Annotated in this window: 21 protein-coding genes and 1 riboswitch; of the genes, 9 read left to right on the top strand and 12 right to left on the bottom strand. The window is 49.2% G+C overall.

What is annotated here, in order from left to right; all coding sequences use genetic code 11:
- Positions 1 to 6 precede the first annotated feature (6 nt).
- Positions 7 to 525 (bottom strand): gamma carbonic anhydrase family protein, encoded by a 519-nt coding sequence (locus tag ABIC15_RS11435; protein WP_354020746.1) that lies wholly within the window; start codon positions 523 to 525, stop codon positions 7 to 9.
- An 83-nt stretch (positions 526 to 608) separates the two neighbouring features.
- On the opposite strand from ABIC15_RS11435, the gene ABIC15_RS11430 reads away from it, so the two are divergent.
- The 3 genes from ABIC15_RS11430 to ABIC15_RS11420 all read left to right on the top strand — a co-directional run bounded on the left by ABIC15_RS11430 (position 609) and on the right by ABIC15_RS11420 (position 2,595).
- Entirely contained in the window at positions 609 to 1,544 is a 936-nt protein-coding gene (locus tag ABIC15_RS11430; RefSeq protein ID WP_354020745.1) for an NAD(P)H-dependent flavin oxidoreductase, read from the top strand.
- A 122-nt stretch (positions 1,545 to 1,666) separates the two neighbouring features.
- Positions 1,667 to 2,095, top strand: a complete 429-nt coding sequence (locus tag ABIC15_RS11425) for a DMT family transporter (protein WP_214766248.1) — start codon at positions 1,667 to 1,669, stop codon at positions 2,093 to 2,095.
- A gap of 20 nt (positions 2,096 to 2,115) precedes the next feature.
- Positions 2,116 to 2,595, top strand: coding sequence for a DMT family transporter (locus ABIC15_RS11420; protein WP_012369311.1), 480 nt, complete (start codon positions 2,116 to 2,118; stop codon positions 2,593 to 2,595).
- Between the two features lie 90 nt (positions 2,596 to 2,685).
- Here ABIC15_RS11420 and msrA read toward each other — a convergent pair whose 3' ends face one another.
- Both msrA and ABIC15_RS11410 read right to left on the bottom strand, forming a co-directional pair.
- Complete coding sequence (gene msrA, locus ABIC15_RS11415) at positions 2,686 to 3,216, bottom strand: peptide-methionine (S)-S-oxide reductase MsrA (protein ID WP_012369312.1); 531 nt, start codon at positions 3,214 to 3,216, stop codon at positions 2,686 to 2,688.
- A 104-nt stretch (positions 3,217 to 3,320) separates the two neighbouring features.
- Positions 3,321 to 3,424: riboswitch (SAM riboswitch) on the bottom strand.
- Positions 3,425 to 3,495: 71 nt separating this feature from the next.
- Positions 3,496 to 4,668, bottom strand: coding sequence for a M20 metallopeptidase family protein (locus ABIC15_RS11410; protein ID WP_214766244.1), 1,173 nt, complete (start codon positions 4,666 to 4,668; stop codon positions 3,496 to 3,498).
- 77 nt (positions 4,669 to 4,745) lie between these two features.
- On the opposite strand from ABIC15_RS11410, the gene ABIC15_RS11405 reads away from it, so the two are divergent.
- Positions 4,746 to 5,039, top strand: a complete 294-nt coding sequence (locus tag ABIC15_RS11405; protein ID WP_012369313.1) for a putative quinol monooxygenase — start codon at positions 4,746 to 4,748, stop codon at positions 5,037 to 5,039.
- 54 nt (positions 5,040 to 5,093) lie between these two features.
- Here ABIC15_RS11405 and ABIC15_RS11400 read toward each other — a convergent pair whose 3' ends face one another.
- Positions 5,094 to 7,646 carry an NlpC/P60 family protein gene (locus ABIC15_RS11400; protein ID WP_354020744.1) on the bottom strand — a complete coding sequence of 851 codons (2,553 nt, stop codon included), beginning with the start codon at positions 7,644 to 7,646 and terminating at the stop codon, positions 5,094 to 5,096.
- 181 nt (positions 7,647 to 7,827) lie between these two features.
- Positions 7,828 to 8,385, bottom strand: coding sequence for a GNAT family N-acetyltransferase (locus ABIC15_RS11395; RefSeq protein WP_012369315.1), 558 nt, complete (start codon positions 8,383 to 8,385; stop codon positions 7,828 to 7,830).
- Between the two features lie 263 nt (positions 8,386 to 8,648).
- Here ABIC15_RS11395 and ABIC15_RS11390 point away from each other — a divergent pair, with 263 nt between their 5' ends.
- From ABIC15_RS11390 to ABIC15_RS11380, 3 genes are all read left to right on the top strand, one after another.
- Positions 8,649 to 8,978, top strand: coding sequence for a DMT family transporter (locus ABIC15_RS11390; RefSeq protein WP_354020743.1), 330 nt, complete (start codon positions 8,649 to 8,651; stop codon positions 8,976 to 8,978).
- Entirely contained in the window at positions 8,975 to 9,292 is a 318-nt protein-coding gene (locus tag ABIC15_RS11385; RefSeq protein ID WP_354020742.1) for a DMT family transporter, read from the top strand. The genes ABIC15_RS11390 and ABIC15_RS11385 overlap by 4 nt, the downstream gene beginning before the upstream one ends.
- A 123-nt stretch (positions 9,293 to 9,415) precedes the next feature.
- On the top strand, positions 9,416 to 10,171 hold the full coding sequence (locus tag ABIC15_RS11380) for a general stress protein (protein ID WP_354020741.1): 756 nt from the start codon (positions 9,416 to 9,418) through the stop codon (positions 10,169 to 10,171).
- Between the two features lie 73 nt (positions 10,172 to 10,244).
- Here ABIC15_RS11380 and ABIC15_RS11375 read toward each other — a convergent pair whose 3' ends face one another.
- A complete protein-coding gene (locus ABIC15_RS11375) occupies positions 10,245 to 11,069 on the bottom strand; it encodes an aldo/keto reductase (RefSeq protein WP_354020740.1) in 825 nt (274 codons plus the stop codon).
- Positions 11,070 to 11,207: 138 nt separating this feature from the next.
- On the opposite strand from ABIC15_RS11375, the gene ABIC15_RS11370 reads away from it, so the two are divergent.
- Positions 11,208 to 12,233: an iron-containing alcohol dehydrogenase family protein gene (locus ABIC15_RS11370; RefSeq protein WP_354020739.1), complete on the top strand. Its 1,026-nt coding sequence runs from the start codon at positions 11,208 to 11,210 to the stop codon at positions 12,231 to 12,233.
- Positions 12,234 to 12,287: 54 nt separating this feature from the next.
- Here ABIC15_RS11370 and ABIC15_RS11365 read toward each other — a convergent pair whose 3' ends face one another.
- The 5 genes from ABIC15_RS11365 to ABIC15_RS11345 form a co-directional block, all read right to left on the bottom strand.
- The gene (locus tag ABIC15_RS11365; protein ID WP_354020738.1) at positions 12,288 to 13,250 is read right to left on the bottom strand and encodes an EAL domain-containing protein; all 963 of its coding nucleotides are present in this window, start codon (positions 13,248 to 13,250) and stop codon (positions 12,288 to 12,290) included.
- Between the two features lie 210 nt (positions 13,251 to 13,460).
- Positions 13,461 to 13,733 carry a DUF1294 domain-containing protein gene (locus ABIC15_RS11360; protein WP_354020737.1) on the bottom strand — a complete coding sequence of 91 codons (273 nt, stop codon included), beginning with the start codon at positions 13,731 to 13,733 and terminating at the stop codon, positions 13,461 to 13,463.
- Positions 13,734 to 13,741: 8 nt separating this feature from the next.
- Entirely contained in the window at positions 13,742 to 14,482 is a 741-nt protein-coding gene (locus ABIC15_RS11355; protein WP_012369323.1) for a TPM domain-containing protein, read from the bottom strand.
- Entirely contained in the window at positions 14,479 to 15,072 is a 594-nt protein-coding gene (locus tag ABIC15_RS11350; RefSeq protein ID WP_012369324.1) for a LemA family protein, read from the bottom strand. The genes ABIC15_RS11355 and ABIC15_RS11350 overlap by 4 nt, the downstream gene beginning before the upstream one ends.
- A 109-nt stretch (positions 15,073 to 15,181) precedes the next feature.
- The gene (locus tag ABIC15_RS11345; protein ID WP_214766232.1) at positions 15,182 to 16,018 is read right to left on the bottom strand and encodes an undecaprenyl-diphosphate phosphatase; all 837 of its coding nucleotides are present in this window, start codon (positions 16,016 to 16,018) and stop codon (positions 15,182 to 15,184) included.
- Between the two features lie 171 nt (positions 16,019 to 16,189).
- Between ABIC15_RS11345 and ABIC15_RS11340 the strand changes: the two genes are divergently transcribed.
- The gene (locus ABIC15_RS11340) at positions 16,190 to 18,313 is read left to right on the top strand and encodes a heavy metal translocating P-type ATPase (RefSeq protein ID WP_354020736.1); all 2,124 of its coding nucleotides are present in this window, start codon (positions 16,190 to 16,192) and stop codon (positions 18,311 to 18,313) included.
- A 63-nt stretch (positions 18,314 to 18,376) separates the two neighbouring features.
- Here the strand turns inward: ABIC15_RS11340 and ABIC15_RS11335 are convergent, their stop codons facing one another.
- Positions 18,377 to 19,189 carry a ZIP family metal transporter gene (locus ABIC15_RS11335; protein WP_012369327.1) on the bottom strand — a complete coding sequence of 271 codons (813 nt, stop codon included), beginning with the start codon at positions 19,187 to 19,189 and terminating at the stop codon, positions 18,377 to 18,379.
- Positions 19,190 to 19,223 lie beyond the last annotated feature (34 nt).

The raw sequence follows: 19,223 nt of genomic DNA, 5'->3' as shown, positions 1-19,223 counted from the left end.
AGATCGTCAATTGTCAGCAAGCTGTTTTCGGAAGGCATACCCTTTATCGACGTAGGAATCGATCGATTCCTGAATCATCTCGAGATCGGCTGCCGTGAGCTCACGGACGACTTTACCCGGTGACCCGATAATGAGCGAACGGGGCGGGAATTTTTTGCCGGACGGAATTAAGGTGTTGGCACCGATAATACATTCTTCCCCGATATCGGCATGATCGAGAACCGTCGCCCCCATCCCGACGATTGAGCGCCGGCCGATTTTACAACCGTGTAAAATGGCGTTGTGTCCGACCGTCACCTCATCTTCAACAATGACCGGTGCTCCCTCGTAAAGGTGGATGGTCGCATTGTCCTGGATGCTGCAACGTTTGCCGATCGTGATCGGACCTTCATCGCCGCGGAGGACGGCATTAAACCAAATCGTCGACTCTTCCCCGACGGTCACATCGCCGATCAAAAAAGCGCCAGGAGCGACAAAGACATTTGTGGCGAGCTGCGGAGAACTATCACGGTACGAAATCTTCATGGAAACGCCTCTTTTCTAAAAAATGAATTAAAATTCAACCTTACTTAGTATACCATTCCTGACAACGGAAACGGAGGGAGACCATGTCTCGTCTATGCAGCAAATTAAAGATTGATGTCCCGATTATTCAAGGCGGGATGGGGAATATCAGCCATGCCGAACTGACCGCAGCCGTCTCAAATGCCGGAGGGCTTGGAACGATCGGATGCGGGACGATGACACTTGCTGAAGTCAGACAGTTAATCGAAGCAACACGCCGTTTGACATCACGTCCGTTTGCCCTCAACATCGCGATCCGCGTCTCGCCCCATGCCGAACAGTTGGTTGAGTTGGCGATTGAGGAACGGATTCCGGTCGTATCCTTGTCGGCCGGTAATCCGGCTCCTTTTTTGTCCAAGTTAAAGCAGGCGGGGATCCAGACGATCGGAGTCGTTGCTTCGGTCAAACAGGCGATTAAAGCTGAACAGGCAGGGATTGATGTACTGGTGGCGGAAGGCGTCGAAGCGGCGGGCATCAATTCACCGCTTGAGTTGACGACGATGACCTTGATTCCACAAATTGCGGATCATGTCACGATTCCTGTCCTTGCCGCCGGCGGCATCGGCGACGGGCGTGGTCTTGCCGCTGCCTGGATGCTCGGAGCAGAAGGTGTGCAGCTCGGCACCCGATTGATTGCGACACAGGAATCCCGTGTGCATGAGCAGTATAAACAACATCTTGTGCAGGCGGACGACCTGGAAACACGAATCGTCGGCCGTGAAGTCGGACAGGTCCGGCGGGTGTTGAACGGACCGTATGTCGAGGCATTGCAGCCGACGTCACTCACGGCTTTTCAGGAACAGACAAACGAATCGTTTCATATCAAAGGAGCCCTTGAGGGGGACGAGACGGCAGGATACGTCAATGCCGGTCTGATTTCCGGTTTGATTGATGATGTTCCGACCGTCGCGGAGCTGTTTAACCGGATGATGGATGATGCGTTCGGACGGATTGAACGGATGTACCGGACACTCCAGTAGCGTACAAGAAAAAGAAGCCGACCGATCTGGTCTGCTTCTTTTTCTTGTGGTTCAGGACATTTGTCCTTTCAAATGAGTGTAAAATACGTTCTACTCATAATTAGAGAAAAAGGAGGATGAAGATGCAAGGAATCGTTTTTGCTTTATTCAGCGGATTGTTCATCGCATTGCAAGGGATCTTTAATGCCCGGCTCGGTGACGCGGTAGGGCCATGGATCTCCGTGACGATCGTCCATTTCGTCGGTCTGATCGGCTGTTTATTAATTTACGGATTTGTCCGGGACCGAAAAATCGGCGGTTTCCGCACTTTGCCGCTGATTTACGCAAGCGGCGGATTGCTTGGTGTCCTGGTCGTCGTGACGGAACTGACGTCGATCCAGTTGCTCGGGATGACATGGGCAATGTCGCTGTTGCTTGTCGCCCAGATTTTGTGTGCCTTTGTGATTGATTTGAACGGCTGGTTTGGAGTCATTAAAAAAAGCAGTAATACCGGGCAGTGGGTCGGTGTCGGCTTGATGTTGACCGGCGTCTTGATTTTTTCATTTGCCTGAATGGAATAGGAGGAATTAGAATGGGACTCGGAATGTTTTGTGCCATCGTCGCAGGAATGATGATCAGTTTACAGACCGTTTTAAATGCACGGATGAGTCATGCCTTCGGTGCTTGGGCGACGACGACATTAGTCTTTTTTGTCGGACTGCTCGGGTCGTTGCTCGCATTGATCTTCTTTCGGGGTGGAACGCTTGCGGGGCTGGCCGAAGTCGAACCGCTTTATCTGTTTGGCGGTTTCGTTGGTGTCGGGGTTGTCTTTTGTGTCATGCGGGGAATTCAGTTGCTCGGACCGTCGATTGCGATTTCCGTCGTCCTGATTTCGCAACTCAGTTTTGCGCTCTGTGTCGACGTCTTTGGCTGGTTCGGTTTACCGAAAGTCGAGTTGTCGTTCGGTCAAATCATCGGTCTGGCCGTCATGCTCAGCGGCATCTTTGTCCTGAAACGGTATCAGGTCGCAGAGGATACAGAAGAAGTGGAAGATGTTAAAGTCATTTCCTGAAGAAAAAAAGATAAAAAAAAAGAGATCATTTCTTTCACGCCACTTCTACTGGTAAAGTGCGTGAAAGGGTGATCTCTTTTTGAAGCTGAATCAGACAGTGACTTCTTCTTTCCAGGCGACATCGATAAAGGCATCGCGACCGGATGCTTTCCGGTCTTTTTTGTAGTGCGCCGGATTTTTTTTGTGGAAGTCCTGATGGTATTCTTCCGCCGGATAGAAGGCGTGTGCCGGTTCGATCCGGGTGACGATTGGTTGTTTAAAACGGTTTGTCGCCGCTAAGGCGTCACGCGAAGCAATTGCTGCAAGGCGTTGTTCTTCCGTGTGATAAAAAATCGCCGGAGCATACTGTGTCCCGCGGTCCTGGAATTGTCCGCCGGCATCGGTCGGATCCGTTTGCGGCCAGTACAGTTCGAGTAACCGTTCGTATGAGAACAGGGCCGGGTCAAATGTAATTTCGACGACTTCGGAATGTCCGGTCGTTCCGGTTTTGACTTGCTCGTATGTCGGATTGTCGACATGTCCTCCTGTATAGCCGGATACGATACTGTGAATCCCCGGCAGTTCCTCAAATGGTGTCACCATGCACCAGAAACATCCTCCTGCAAATGTTGCTTTTTCCATGTCATCTCTCCCTTTCCCTTGGCTGCTTGAGCCGTAATCCTGTCATGTCTGACAGCGAGAAAACGAAAACGACTCCTTTGCTTGGTTGCAAAAGGAGTCGCCGCTTTTTATCAACCAAAGCTTTCGCTTTGCTGGTCGTAGCACCTTGCTGTGCGCAGGTTGCTGGGACGTCATCGATCCAGATCTCTCGGTCCACTCTTGATAAGTGTTATATGAAGTTGATGTAAGTTCGTTATCATTGGGATGATAATACCATTCATAAAAGTGGAAAGTCAATCCTTATGTTTGTAAGGCACGAAGAACGGTGGCTCCTAACGTTTTGGCTCCAATCAGCAGAGCCCGCTCATCAATTTCATATTTCGGATGGTGTTGCGGATAAATCGTCCGCCCATCCGTTTTTGCAGAGCCCGTGAAGAAATAACTGCCCGGTACTTTTTCGAGGTAATAGGCAAAGTCATCCGCTGCCATCATCGGTTTCATCTCGCGAACCTGTGCTTCCGGTAAAAAACCGGCGGCTTCCTGGACGAGCTGTGTTTCATCCGGATGATTCCAAAGCGACGGATAACCGGTCGTGAAATCGATCGAATAATCAGCGCCGACTCCGGTGCAGGTCGTCCGGGCGACGAGGTCCACCTGTTGACGTAACTGGTGCCGGAGTTGTTCATTGAACGTCCGGATTTCTCCGACGATCCGGGCTTCACCGGTGACGATGTTCGGAGCCGTTCCAGCGTGGAACGAACCGATCGCAACGATAGCCGGCTCAAACGGATCAACCCGCCGGCTGACGAGATGCTGGAGATTGCAGACAAGCTGTGCACCGGCGACGAGCGCATCCTGTGTCCGGTGCGGGGCCTGGGCATGACCGCCTTGACCATGAACAACGATTTCAAATTCATCGATCGCACATAACGTATGACCGCTGTGATAGCCGATTGATCCGACCGGAAGATCATTTTCGAGGTGGGTGCCGAAGATGGCATCGACACCGTCGAGACAACCGTCCTCAATCATCTGGATTGCACCGCCGGGGAACACTTCTTCCCCGTGTTGATGAATGAAGACGACAGTACCTGCCAGTTCATCCTGTATGGCATGAAAAGCAGCGGCCAGTCCGAGAACAATCGCCGTATGACCGTCGTGTCCGCAGGCATGCATGACGCCGGGACGAATCGAACGGAACGATAACTCGGTTTCTTCCTGCAACGGTAACGCATCAAAATCGGCCCGGATGGCGATTGTTTTTCCGGGACGTGTCCCTGTCAGCGTCGCGACGATTCCGCTGCCGCCGACGTTCGCCCGGTAAGGAATACCGAGGGCGTCATAAAAAGCGGCGATTTTAGCGGGAGTCCGGACTTCCTGAAACGATAATTCCGGATGGCGGTGAAAGTCGCGGCGTAAACGAATCATCTCTGATTCATACTCAGTTAAGTAGGTGAATAAATTTTCTTGCATCGAAATCATCCTTTTCGGTATGTCTTGAGTAAAAACGGGTACAGATAGAGGTAATCAATCAGAGGAGGAATCAACATATGGGTGAAATCATCGTCAATGCCGTTCTTACAGTCAAAGCAGGATTAGCCGATCAAGTCTTTCCGATTTTAAGCACAGTCTACAAAGCAGCACAAAATGAACCGGGTTGCTTGCGTTATACATTACATCAATCGATTGAAAATGAACATCAGTTCATGCTTTATGAAGTGTACCGGGACGAAGAGGCTCTGGAAGCGCATATCGCATCTGATCATTATAAAGCATACCGGGAACAAATCGAGTTATACCTGGAGGATCGTCAAGTGACGAAGTACGTCGAGATGACATTCTAAATCAAGGAAAGAAGGGCGCATGGATCCGAAAGGGTCCATACGCCTTTTTCGTTGTTACATCGATTTAAAGCCGAGGAAATGTTCCTGCCAACGTGGTTCGTAAATCGAATTGATTTGCAGTTGTGAGCCGCCGGCATGAATGAAATATTCATTATCGAGCATGATACCGATGTGTGACGGTCCATCCGTGTACGTATTTTCGAAGAAGACGATATCCGACCGTTTCCCGCTGCTGATTGTCGTCCGTCGATTCGTAAAGAACGCCCCGTACCAGTAGCCGCTGACGTTCGTCCGGCCACCGTATTTCCCGGCTTCATTCGTCGCGTAATGAATCAGTCCGGAACAATCAAACCCACCGTTGGCTGCTGTTTGCGAACCCCATGTATATGGTGTTCCCAAGTGTTTGGCGGCTGCCTGAATCAACTTTTCACCGCGCGATGTATTTTTCTGTGCAATCCGTGTATCCGTCTTGACCGTGACGGCACTGACCGGCAGATAAACAGGGGACCAGCCGGACTGGATGACATAAAAATTACCGACCCGGTACCGGGGATAAACACGTTTTCCCTGTTCCACCAATCCGGCACTTTTCGGACTGACCGGTGTCGCAAAATAAGACGATGTTGCTTTGACCGTATAGATTTTTTGACGGTTAATCGCTTGTTGGGTGTAACGCATATCCGGTTTTGTTGTTCCGATGTACGGATTGATGACATAACCGGTTGTTCCGTTCGGCAAGCGGACTTGCCAAAAGTCATCGTCGATTGCTTTCAGACCAATCAACTTTGTGCCTTTACTCAAATAACCGGCAGGGCGGCTGTAAGCGACATCGGCTGAGAAGAGCGGCGTCTGATCAAAGTGGACATAAAAGACGGTGCCGACTTTCGGGCGCGCGACCGGTTTGTTTAAGCCAAGTCTGCTCGAGTCGACGAAGCCAAATGTCGTTCCAATTTTGACCCGTGTGTAGTAGCCGCTTGTACCGTAAATCGACAGTTGTGCATTTTTCTTCAGGGTGCCGATTTTTCCTGTCAGACTGGCTTTTGGATGAACGACGACTTTATCATCGAGAACGTAACGGATTCCGGTGACATCATACAAATCCGGTTTTTTCGTCACGAGATCGGCTGTCTTGACGTAAGCGTAGACGGAACCAAGCTTAACGCGTGTGTAGGAACCGCTTGTGCCATAAATGTCAATCTGTTCTGCGCGCTTCATTGTACGGACAATCGTTTTTGCCGTCGTGTCTTTAAAAATCGCTGTTGATTTGCTCGCATACCGGAGACCTGTCTTGGCATAGACTTTTGTCGGAGCAAGCGTACTCGTTAAGACGTAGGCGTATTGTTCGCGGAACAGAATCCGGCTGTAGGCACCGCTTGTTCCGTAGACCGTTAACAGCGTGTTCATCTGATGCTGCTTGAGGACGGGACTGGATGCATTAGGTGCGGAACGGATTGCCGTCGGTGTCTGGACGTATAAACGAGCTGTTTTGGCATAGACTTTTAAAGGAGCAAGTGCGCTCGTCAGGACATAGGCATACTGTCCGTTGAATAAAATCCGGCTGTAGGCACCGCTTGTGCCATATACCGTCAGCAAGGTATTTGTCTGGTGTTCTTTTAAGACGGGACTCGATGCGTTAGGTGCTTGGCGGATTGGAGTAGGTGACTGGACATAAAGTCGGGCTGTCTGCGCAAAAAACTCCAGATCGCCTAACTGAGCTGTCAGGACAAATCCATAGACGCCATTTAAGCGGACGCGTGTATAGGCACCGGATACGCCGTAGATGTCTACGAGTTGATTTTGGGACAATATGCCGAGTGGTGTCCCTGTCGTTGCGGCGGTTGGATAAACGTTGGCAGTTTGTTGGCTGTACTTTTTACCGGTTGCTTCATAGGAGACGACTGGTTTCGTCCCGAGGTGAGCCGTTAAGACGAAAGCATATGTACCGTTCCACTCAATCCGGGTAACATTCCCTGACGTCCCGAATGTCTTGATGGAATCATTTTGTTTCAACGTGGTGAGAGGTGTTCCAACCGTATCAGCTGTTGGATAAACCGACGTTTTCTGTTGGACGAACCGTTCTCCTGTCGCCGAATAGACAGGGGTTGTACTTAAATCCGCCGTCAGGACGAACAGATAATCGGCATCCTGTTTGACGCGGGTGAAGAGACCGACCTGACCATATGTATCGATTTTGCTGTTTGGCGCAAATGTCTGAGCGGTTGCTGCCGACGAATCTGCCGATGAATACAGGGCTGTCACTTTATTTGTATAGTGACTGTCAATTTTCGGATACGTCGGAGTATCCGCCAGTTGGTCTGTCTTCACAAAACGGTAGACGCCATCGAGCAGGATCCGGGTGAAGAGACCCTCGACTCCGAACGTCTCGACTTCAGTAGCGGCAGGCAGAGTGCTGACTGCGGCTGTACTTTCCGTTGTTTCAAAGACCGGGGTAGCAGTCTGGGTAAACTGTTTACCGGTCGCCACTTCTGTTTGTTCGTCGACAACGGCGGCTGAATCATTTCCTTCTGCCAGCGGACTGATCGGGAAAGAACTGAACAGCATGACGGAAGCAGCGAGTGATGTGAACCATTTTTTTGAAAGAGGCATCGTATATAAAACTCCATTTCTATAGAAAATTAATTTTTAATCCAATTAAAACTAAGTTTACCATGTTCATTTTTAATGGTGTAAAAAGATATCAAAAAAAGTAAATCATCATCCAAATGATACAAGAGACGGTATGACGTTAAAAAAAACGGTACCTCGTGTTAAAGAGGCACCGTCTGAATTATGCGGGATCGTCTTCGTGATCGACTTGCCATTCCCAATCGAGCATGCCGTAAATGAGCGAATCGCGCCAATGATCTTCGAGATAGACGGTTTCACGCAGCTGTCCTTCTTTCGTCATCCCAACTTTCTGAAGAACACGTTCTGAAGCGACATTTCGCGGGTCACACGTGGCAGTAATCCGGTGTAACTCCAGTTTTTCGAATCCGAATTCGAGTAAAAATGCCGCAACGGACGTTGCATAGCCGTTTCCCCATTCATCGGGTGACAGGATATAACCAATTTCGGCAATCTTGTGTTCGGTATCGGTGATTACCAGTTCACCGGCTCCGATGACACGGTCGTCCGGGAAGGTGACGGCAAAGACATAACGGCGGCGTGGATTTTCAAGTTCGCTCTCGAGAGCATCATGAATAAACTGTTTACTGTCGCTTTCGGAGTTGGGTCCCCACGATTGATACTGACTGACAATCGGTTTTGAGGCATAGGCATGGACAGCTTCTAAATCTTCTGGAGTGAAACGACGGATTCGTAGTTGCTCGTTGATTTTATAGCGCATGATGGACTCCTCCTCTGTAGTGGACTCTCTATAAGATATTAGCTGTTCAGCCCGATTTTCCTGTTTGACAGGCAAAATCAAGCGTGCTAAAGTCGGTGTATCGAATGAACAGTATAAGTATCCTCTAGGGTTCCGTTCGGCTGGACCAAGGGAGGAACATAAGGGAAACCTTATGCAACGGAGGGATAAAAGCCCGGGAGTAAAGCGTTTTTACGCTTGCTCCCGGGCTTTTTTGTTTGATTCAATCTAAAGGAGGAAATGACATGGCAAAATATTGGTTCAGCATCATTCTGGCATCCTTTTTTGAAGTCGGTTGGGTCATCGGATTAAAGCATGCTACGACACCACTTGAATGGGCGGCGACTGTGGTCAGTATCATTATCAGTTTCACGGTTTTAATCAAGGTCAGCAATCATCTGCCGGTCGGAACGGTCTATGCCGTGTTCGTCGGACTCGGAACAGCGGGTACGGTCGTAACGGATATCGTCTTATTCGGTCAGTCGGCATCCATCATCAAGTTGATGTTGATTGCAGTCCTGTTAGTGGGCGTGATTGGTTTGAAATTAGTCAGTGGGGAGGGGGAACAACAATGAGTTGGTTCTATTTGATTCTGGCAGGACTATTTGAAATGTTAGGTGTCGTCCTGATCAATACGTTTAATCAGCAAAAAAACACCAAAAATCTGTTGCTGATGTTCGCTGGTTTTGGGTTCAGTTTTTTATTCCTGACCTTGGCGATGAATGAGTTGCCGATGGGAACAGCCTATGCGGTCTGGACGGGCATTGGAGCGGCAGGCGGTACGATTCTCAGCATGATTTTTTACAACGAAGCGAAGGACTGGAAACGGATTGTCTGTATCGGTTTGATTCTCAGTGCGACAATCGGCTTGAAGCTTGCAGGCGAATAAACATATCATTTAGATTACTTTTCCTGTCCGAGCCGACTTGGTGGCATATTTTAGCGGAAAAAAGGAAATACTCCTTATAAGACAAGTACGTCATTAAAATCGTGCATAAGGGGATGGATGGATATGAAAACGAAACAGTATATCGGAACGTTTTATAAAGAGGAAGAACTGATTTCAAAAATGGATGAGTTGCATCAGCAAGGTCATCGCGAAGAAGATTTTTATATCATCGTTAAAGAAAAATCGAATCTTCAACTGGTCCGCAGTCAGATGGACGCGGAAATCGCGACGACGAAACCGTCGTGGATTGACCGGATTCGCGGGAATCAGGGACGTGATCAGGAAGTAAATGATCTGTTTGGTTCACTCGATTTACCGGCGGATCAAGTCGAGGTCCATAAGACGGAAGTCGAAGGCGGTGGATTCGTTCTGTTACTGGAAGTTCAGGACATTCAGTTCGATCCCCACTTAAACACGGACAATACACATCCTGACGTCAAAGTACGTTACGGCAGTTACGAAGAAACGCATACATCGGACGATGCCAATTCAAATGCCCGACTCGGATCGGGAAATCCGCTTGATGTCGATAAAGACTCAAAAGAAGAACACGCGGAGATTGATTTGCACCGTGCCGGTACGGATAAGATGCCGCAAGACGAAGAAGCCATTCATCATGCCAAGTTAAAAGAAGATCGTAAACCGGATATCGCGATGCGCCGGGACGATGATTTTAAGCGTCCGGAGTGGGAAGAACAAAAAGTACGTCACGAAGAACAGCAGGACGGGAAAAAAGACGATATCCACCGTCCGAACCGTTCTGCGGATCATTCCGATGATTTAGCAAAACAAGATCACGGAAATGATTTGGACCGTTAATGCATACAAAAAGGCTGACGCTCATGTCAGCCTTTTTGTATGGGGCGATGTTTACGTTGATGTAAGCCTCGTCTTATTTTTTATGCATCTCGTCCGGATTCGAGCCGGTCCGCTCATTCCGATTGAGCTGATCGATTTGTCGCATGTCATCCGGTGATAACACAAAATCAAAGATGTCCAAGTTTTCCTGAATCCGGCTTGGTGTGACGGATTTCGGGATCGCGATGATGTCATGCTGAAGATGCCAACGGAGAACGACTTGAGCAGGTGTCTTACCGTGACGTGCCGCGATGTCTGTGATGACCGGGTCTGTTAAGGCATCGCGTCCCTTCATCAACGGGCTCCAGGCTTCGACGACAATCCCGTTCTTTTGGCAAAATGCGCGAATCGCTTCCTGACTTAAGAACGGATGCAGTTCGATTTGATTGACGGCAGGGACGACGGTTCCTTCTTCCAATACCCGTGTTAAATGCGGAATGTGGAAATTCGAGACCCCGATGGCTTTTGTTTTGCCGTCCCGATACAGCTGTTCTAAAGCACGCCACGTATCCATATACAAATCCTCGTCCGGCATCGGCCAATGAATCAAGTATAAATCAACGTAATCAACCCCGAGCTTTTGGAGACTGGTTTCAAACGCGGCCAGTGTCCGTTCATAACCTTGATCCTTATTCCAAACCTTTGTCGTCAAAAAGATATCTTCCCGTGGAATCCCCGAATCCTTTAAGGCGCGACCGACACCGGCCTCGTTTTCATAAATCATTGCCGTATCAATGGAACGGTAGCCGACCCGTAAAGCTTCCCGCACCGCTTCATACACTTCCTGTTCCGGGACTTTAAACACACCGTATCCGAGTTGCGGCATGACCAGCCCATTGTTCAACGTAACGAATTCCATTTGAATTCCCCCTTAAGATAATAATCCTGTCTTACCCAGTTTACGCTTTTCACTTTCGAAAATCGAATCAAAGGAAGGGTTGAATTGGCGCAAGGAAATCCGTATACTGAGCGTTAACAAATAATGGGAGGGATCAGGATGATTCGTCAAGCCGTTTTACAATACATACACGAAGAACATGCTGTCGATCGACTTTCAGAAGTAGTACGGGGGAGAAAAGCTGTCCTGATTCACGGCGAACAGGCGTTGAAATCGTCCAGGCAGTACTTGCCGGAACTGCCGAAGCTGTTATTTTCCGGACACTGTACCGACCAGCAGGTAGCCGAGCTGACAGAACGATGTGCCTCGTATGACATCATCATCGCTCTTGGCGGAGGTTCCGTCATCGATACGGCAAAACAAGTTGCCTTCAAACTAAACCGTCCCTTGATCGTCATTCCGACGCTCGTCTCGAACTGTGCCCCGTGGACACCCCTTAGTGTCATGTATGATGAACGGGGTCGGTACCTTCGTTTTGACACGATTCCTGTCGTCATTGAAGCATTATTGCTCGACCATCGGATTTTAGCAGCCAGTCCATATGATTATTTTGTTGCCGGACTGGTCGATACATTAGCGAAATGGTACGAAGCCCGGGCGCTGAGCGGATCGACTTCTGACCATCCTGTCGTCGAATCGGCCTTACGGATGGCAGAACACTGTAAACGATTAATTTTGCAGACACCGATCAGTCCAAAACAATTTCAGGAGTATTCGTCCCCGATTCAACATCTGGTGGAGACGGTCATTCCGCTTGCCGGAAGTGTCGGTGGATTCGGTGACGAAGCAACACGTGGGGCGATTGGTCACGGTGTTCATAATGCGTTATCTCCGTTCCCGTCGACGAACCGGATTTTACACGGAAGTAAAGTCGGTTACGGCTTGTTGATTCAGGAGTTATTGTTAGGTGAAACAGTGTCCTATACAGAGTTGCGAAAGTATTTGATTGAAAACAAACAACCGACGACGAGTACAAATCTAGGATTGACGGAAGCGGAGCGAGCCGACTTGGCGCAACGAATTGGTCAGGAACCGCTCTGTCAACTGATTGCGACGGATTGGTCGAAGGCGACCGTTCTTTCGGCCTTAATGAAAAATGACCGGGAAGCAGTACTCATATCTTGATGGAAATATAAGATAAAGCCCCTTTCCTCGAAGCGGAGGAGAGGGGCTTTACGATTACTGTGCTTTTGCCAGTTCTGAGTACGGTGCGGGACGGCCGAGCAGATAACCTTGTCCGAGATCAAATCCAAGTTCGCGGCAGAGCTCAAGTTCTTCCTGACGTTCGATGCCTTCCGCAAGAATCTGAATCCCCATCTCTTTTGTTAAATGACGCGCTTTTCGTAAAAAGGCTTCATTTTCTGTTACAGTGTCACAGTTTGAGATGAAGGCACGATCAATTTTGACATAATCCGGTTGGAGTAACGACAACATATCAAGCGTCGAGAAGCCGGCACCGACATCATCGAGTGCTACTTGGATGCCTTGTTTTTTATATTGTTCGAAGACATGTTTCAAGTGATTGACATCTTCGATTTTTTCCGTCTCGACGACTTCGAACACGAGCCGGCTTGGATCGACGTTATACCGTTCGACGATTTCGAACGTATGACGCAGGCAGTACTCCGGATTGTAGATGGTCGAAGGGAGGAAGTTAATAAAGGTTTTTTGCGTTCCACCGACCAGATGTGTTGCCCGAATCGCTTCTTCACGCGCCCGTTGATCGAGTCGGGAATGAAGCCCCATTTTGGAAGCGGTCGAAAAGAGCAGACCCGGGGACATCGGAATCGTTTGGTCAGCGGCCCGAAGCAACGCTTCATTCGCAAAAAGTGAGTTGTCTTGAATGTTGAAGATTGGTTGCAGATGACTCGTCATGATGCCGTTTTGAATGAAATCAATGGCTTGTCGGCTCTTCAACTGTTCGAGCAAAACAGAAGCTGCAAGTACAGGTGTCACGAGACGTGATCCGTTCGCCCGGCAGGAAACCGGAAAATCCCCAATCTGTAACGTAGAGCTAAGGATTTGTTCCAACTGCTCAAATGAACTGTAAGAAAATACTTCCGGTGTCGGCGATTGAATATGTAAAGAACCTGCTTCGATAAATCGGATTGTTGTTGTACATTCGGCGCAAGGATGCCACATGAATGGATGTCCACCTTTCTGATTTAAATACATGTTAAACATGTATTTGTTAAATTGGTTAAATTCTTTACCCGAACGTAATCTATTGATAAACCTAATATCAACTATTTGCGCTTCTATTGACCAAACTAAAAAAAGAGACAGGTAGGTTCGTCATATGACGAATCATCCTGTCTCTCTTATCAGTTAATTGATACATAATCTGAAGAATTATGACCGAATCCAAAAAATCCACAGCGTCGCATGCAGTAAAATCGCAAGCGGTACGAAGAGTTGAAATTTGGCGGTCCGTGTTTTATGCCGCACGAGCTGCATGGCTAAAAGTGTCCCGAGTGCGCCGCCCAAAAAAGCAATCGTCAACAAGGTGGCTTCCGGTGTCCGCCATTCGTGTTGCTGCGCTTTACGTTTATCCCGCCACATCGAGACGAATCCAATGACGGACATGATCCCGTAAAATACAACGATACCTGAAAAAATAGTCATAGCAGTCCTTACCTTTCCGCGCCGCCGCCGCCGGAACTTCCGCCGCCACCCCGGCTGCCACCGCCACCACCTCCACCGCCACGCATGATGGCGGAAAAGATATTGATGATGGCAAAGAAGAACATGCCCCCGGTGAACTTCATGTCGAGGAACAGCAAGAGGACAAGACCGGCACCGATCAGGACTTTTGCCCAAGTACTCAAACCGCCGTCCGTACTTTTCTTGACCGGATCCTGCGATTCAAGCGACTGTTCTTTTGACACGACGCTGACGACCGCTTTGTACGTTTCGGATGCTGCTTTGCCATAATCACCTTGATCCCGATACGGAACGGCGTATTTGTCCAGAATCCGTCCCGCTGTGATGTCGGTCAGAATTCCTTCGAGCTTATAGCCGACTTCAATCCGAAAATTCCGGTCTTTTTCGTTTGGTGCCACGACGACGAGAATCCCGTTATCTTTTCCGGCCTGCCCGATGCCTTGAGCCCGAAACGTTTCATTGGCATACGTGCTTAAATCCTGTCCTTTTAAATCCGGCACCGTCTTGAGAACGACCTGTGCTGTCGTGTATTGTTCGAGTTCTTGCCCGAGACGAGCGAGCTCCGCTTCTTCCGACGCGGTCAGCAGCTGTGCATCATCCTGGATGAAGAACGCTGCGCCCGTGCGTTCTGACACGGCTTCGGCAGTCGGAGTCAGAAGGAAGAAGACGAGGAACGCGGTAAAAAGCAGTCGCGTTCGCCGCCAAATCATTTCGAGTCACTATTGAAGTCGACCGTTGGATTTTCACGGTCACTTTCCGAGATTTCATAATATGGTTTTTTCTCGAAACCAAATGCCGAAGCATAAAGCGAAGTCGGGAAGCTGCGACGTTTTTTATTGTAAACGGTCACGGCATCATTATAATCTTTCCGAGCAATACCCAAACGGTTTTCCGTGCCTTCTAGTGTATCCATTAACGATTGGAATCGTTCGCTTGATTTTAATTCCGGATATGTCGTTTGCAACGCAATCAATCCGCGAAGTGAAGACGTGACCTGTTGATCGGCTTCAATCCGTTGTTCCGTCGAAGCGGCACGGGCAAGACCGGCTTGTGCTTCGGCGATATCGCCATAAACTTTTTGTTCCTGACCGGCGACCCCTTTGACGGTTTCGACGAGATTCGGAATTAAATCCGCCCGGCGTTTGATCTGATTATCGACTTGCGACCACTTATTCGAAACATCTTCTTCGACATTGACGAGACTGTTGTACTGTCCGATTGCTAAAAAGGCAATCAGGACGACGACTGCAATCCCGATGATGAGAGGTAACTTGGAACCTCCACGATTTCTACGAGCCATATTGATGACCACTCCTTTTTTCTGTATCTCAACTATCTATACCCTAATCCGCAACAATAAGTTTCAAAAAATAAAAAAACCATCAGCGAAAAGCTGATGATTTTTGGGATTACATATAGACGATAACGGCAAGAACCGCTGCCAGGACAAGACGGTAAATCGCAAACGGAACGAGTTTGATTTTATTGATCAGTTTCAGGAAGAAGCGGATCGACAATAACGCAAAGCCGAACGAAGCGATGAAACCGACTACATAAAATCCAAGATCTCCGACATTGATATATTCCCAGTTCTTGACGAGTGACAAGGCACTTGCCCCGAACATGATCGGAACCGCCATGATGAATGTAAAGTCCGCTGCTGTCCGGTGATTCATTCCGAGGAAAACACCACCGGAAATCGTTGAGCCGGACCGTGAGAATCCCGGCCAAAGCGAGATACATTGGAACAGACCGACGAGTGCTGCCTGACGATACGAAATTTGATCAAGCGACGTTGTCTTCGGTTCTTTTGGTCCGAGTTTATCGGCGGCAATCATCAGGATCGCACCGGCGGCAAGACCGATGATGACTGTATCGATCGAGAAAAGATTTTCGTCGATGAAGTCTTCAAACAACAGACCGAGAACGGCTGCCGGGAGTAAACCAATCAGGACGTGGCGTAATTTTAATTTATGCGTACCCGATGCATCATGTTCACCTTCGATTTTATAAAGACCGATTAAACTGAACAGCCGTTTCCAAAAGACGACGATGACGGCTAAAATCGAACCGAGTTGGATGACGATTTTAAAGGTGTTCGCCGAGTACTTCCCTAAGAAGTCCGTTGTTTGAAGCCACATGTCATCAACGATGATCATATGTCCGGTCGAGGAGACAGGGGCGAATTCCGTCATTCCTTCGACGAAACCGAGTAAAAGTGCTTTAAGTAATTCAATGATAGTCATGTTATTCTCCTTCTATATTATTCTAAATAAAAACATATCATGTTTTATTCTTCTGAGATAGAACGAATCGAAATATAGGGCGCAGGACTGAGAGAAATCCGGCTTGTTGCAAGCATCAAAAAAGAGTACACTGAACTTATAATCAAACAAACGTTTGAATGAGGTGAGGGAATGGAAGCGAAAACAGAACGTCTGAAAATTACAGGAATTGATTGTGCCAACTGTGCGGCGAAGGTGGAACGGGGTGTCGCGAGCGTGGCAGGCATCGAACAAGCTGATTTGGATTTTGCCGGTCAGAAACTCTATCTGACATATGAAAAGGGCGCTGCAAGCGACGATACGTATCAGGCAGTCGTCGAACGGATTCAGCAACTTGAACCGGATGTCCACCTCGTCCGGACGGCGTCCACAGAAGCCGTCGATCCGCGTGAACACGCGGGACATGACCACAGCCATCCGCACGATCATGGTCCATTTTTGAACCGTACGAAAAAAATACAATACAGTGTCGGTATGATCTCGTTCATCAGTGCTTTTTTTGTTCCGGGATCAATTGACCTTCTATTTTTTGCGGTTGCCTATTTTTTAATCGGTTGGGATGTCCTTCAAACCGCTGTCAGAAATATCCGGCATGGTCAGGTGTTTGACGAGAACTTCTTGATGGTCATTGCGACGGTCGGTGCTTTTTTAATCGGAGAGTATCCGGAAGCCGTCGCTGTCATGTTGTTTTATCAAGTCGGGGAGTTTTTCCAACACCGTGCTGTCGATCAGTCGCGGAAGTCGATTGCTGCGCTGATGGATATCCGGCCAGATATTGCGACGCTTGAGGATGGACGACGTGTGAGTCCGGAACAGGTCAATATCGGTCAACGGATCGTTGTCCGGGCAGGGGAGAAGATTCCACTCGATGGAACGGTTCTGACAGGAGAAGCGTTCATTGATACGACCGCGTTGACGGGGGAATCCGTCCCGCGGCGTGTCCGTCCGACCGAGCCGGTTTTAGCCGGAACAATCAACACTGACGGTCATCTGTTGATTCAAGTAGACCGGCCGTACAATGAGTCGACCGTCGCTAAAATTCTCGATTTAGTGGAAAATGCGTCACGTCATAAAGCACCGACGGAAAAATTCATCACACGATTTGCACGGGTTTACACACCGATTGTCGTTCTGGTGGCAATACTGCTTGCCGTCGTGCCGCCGCTTGTCGTGACGGGAGCGACGTGGAGTGACTGGATTTACCGGGCACTGGTGTTCCTTGTCATCAGTTGTCCGTGTGCGCTCGTCATTTCAATTCCGCTCGGCTTCTTTAGCGGAATCGGCGCCGCTTCGAAACGCGGTATTCTCGTCAAAGGCGGAAATCATCTCGAAGCGTTACAACAACTCGATACGGTCGTCTTCGATAAAACGGGAACGTTGACGGAAGGGGTGTTTGAAGTCGTCGAACTGAAAGCCGTGCATGGATCGGAAGACGAACTGCTTCGCGTCGCAGCGACCGTTGAGCAACATTCCAATCATCCGATTGCTAAATCCATTCAGCGGATGTATGCCCGGCACGCTTCTGTTTCGACCGCTGTTCAAGACTATCAGGAAGTAGCCGGTTCCGGCGTCACCGGACGGTTCGGCACGGATCAGATTCAGGCCGGAAATGCCCGGTGGTTCAAAGAACTCGGCTTGACGCCGCTCGATCAGACCGAAGACGGGACCTACGTACATGTTGCCCAAAATGACAGCTACCTTGGATTTATCCGGATTGCCGACCGTATTAAAGACACGACGGTAGAAGCGTTGGACGGGCTGAAAGCACTCGGAATTCGTCAGACAATCATGTTGACCGGCGACCGCCGGGAAACGGCGGAGCGGATCGGGCGACAAATCGGGATAACGCAAGTGAAGGCGGAACTGTTACCGGATCAAAAAGTGGAACAATTAGAAGCTATCTTGTATCAAGCGAACGGCCGGGTCGCGTTTGTCGGCGACGGAATCAACGATGCTCCCGTGTTGACGCGGGCGGATGTCGGGATTGCGATGGGTGGACTCGGAAGTGATGTCGCAATTGAAGCGGCAGACGTCGTCCTGATGACGGATGAACCGAAACAGCTCGTCGAAGCGATTCGGATTGCCCGGGCGACACGCCGGATCGTTTATCAGAACATTGCATTTGCACTTGGTATCAAAGGCGTGTTCTTATTGCTTGGCGCCTTTGGTGTTGCGACGATGTGGGAAGCTGTTTTTGCCGATGTTGGTGTAACGGTGCTCGCGGTCTTAAACGCGATGCGGATTTTACGAAAATAAGAATTCAATCTACAAATAAAACCTCTCCCATATTTACACGGGAGAGGTTTTATTGATGTTACATCAGCCAAGTGCGACGTCAAGAATCATCATAACAGTGAAACCGACCATCAGACCAAGTGTTGCCAAGTCTGATCCGTTTTCAGCCTGTGATTCGGGAATCAATTCTTCGACGACGACGAAAATCATTGCGCCGGCGGCAAACGCCAAAGCATACGGCAAGAGCGGTTGAATAAAGAAGACGGCAGCAGCTCCGACCATAGCGGCAATCGGTTCGACGATCGCCGACAATTGTCCGTAGTTAAAGGCACGCCGACGTGACATGCCTTCTCCGCGAAGCGGAATCGACAAAGCAGCCCCTTCCGGCATGTTTTGAATCCCGATTCCAAGTGCCAGTGTCAAGGCACCGGCAACGGTCGCACCATCCATGTTCAGTGCGGCGGCACCGAAAGCGACACCGATCGCGAGTCCTTCCGGGATATTGTGGAGCGTAATCGCGAGAAACAGCAATGTTGTTTTTTTCAGACCGGTCGAAGGACCTTCAGCGGTTTCGAGCGGAGCGGATAAGTGCAGATGGGGAGTTACAAAATCCAGGAGGCGGACAAAAAAACCGCCTGCGAGGAAACCGATTGCGGCCGGCAACCAGGCAATCCCACCATCTTTTTCCGTAAATTCAATTGCAGGGGCAAGCAAGGACCAAAACGACGCCGCAATCATGACACCGGCTGCAAAGCCGAGCATCATATTCATGACCCGTTTTTCAATCGTCGTAAAGACGAAGACAAGTGCGGCCCCGAGTGCCGTTAATCCCCAGGTCATCATACCGGCAAGCAGGGCTTGCATGACGACCGGAAGTCCGGTAAACCATTCCATCATACCAATCAATCCTTCTTTCAATGACAATTCTTAA

Origin of the sequence: Exiguobacterium sp. PvP048, assembly GCF_040549175.1 — a bacterium.
Lineage (GTDB): Bacteria > Bacillota > Bacilli > Exiguobacteriales > Exiguobacteriaceae > Exiguobacterium_A > Exiguobacterium_A artemiae.
This window is presented reverse-complemented; position numbering and strand designations above follow the sequence as displayed.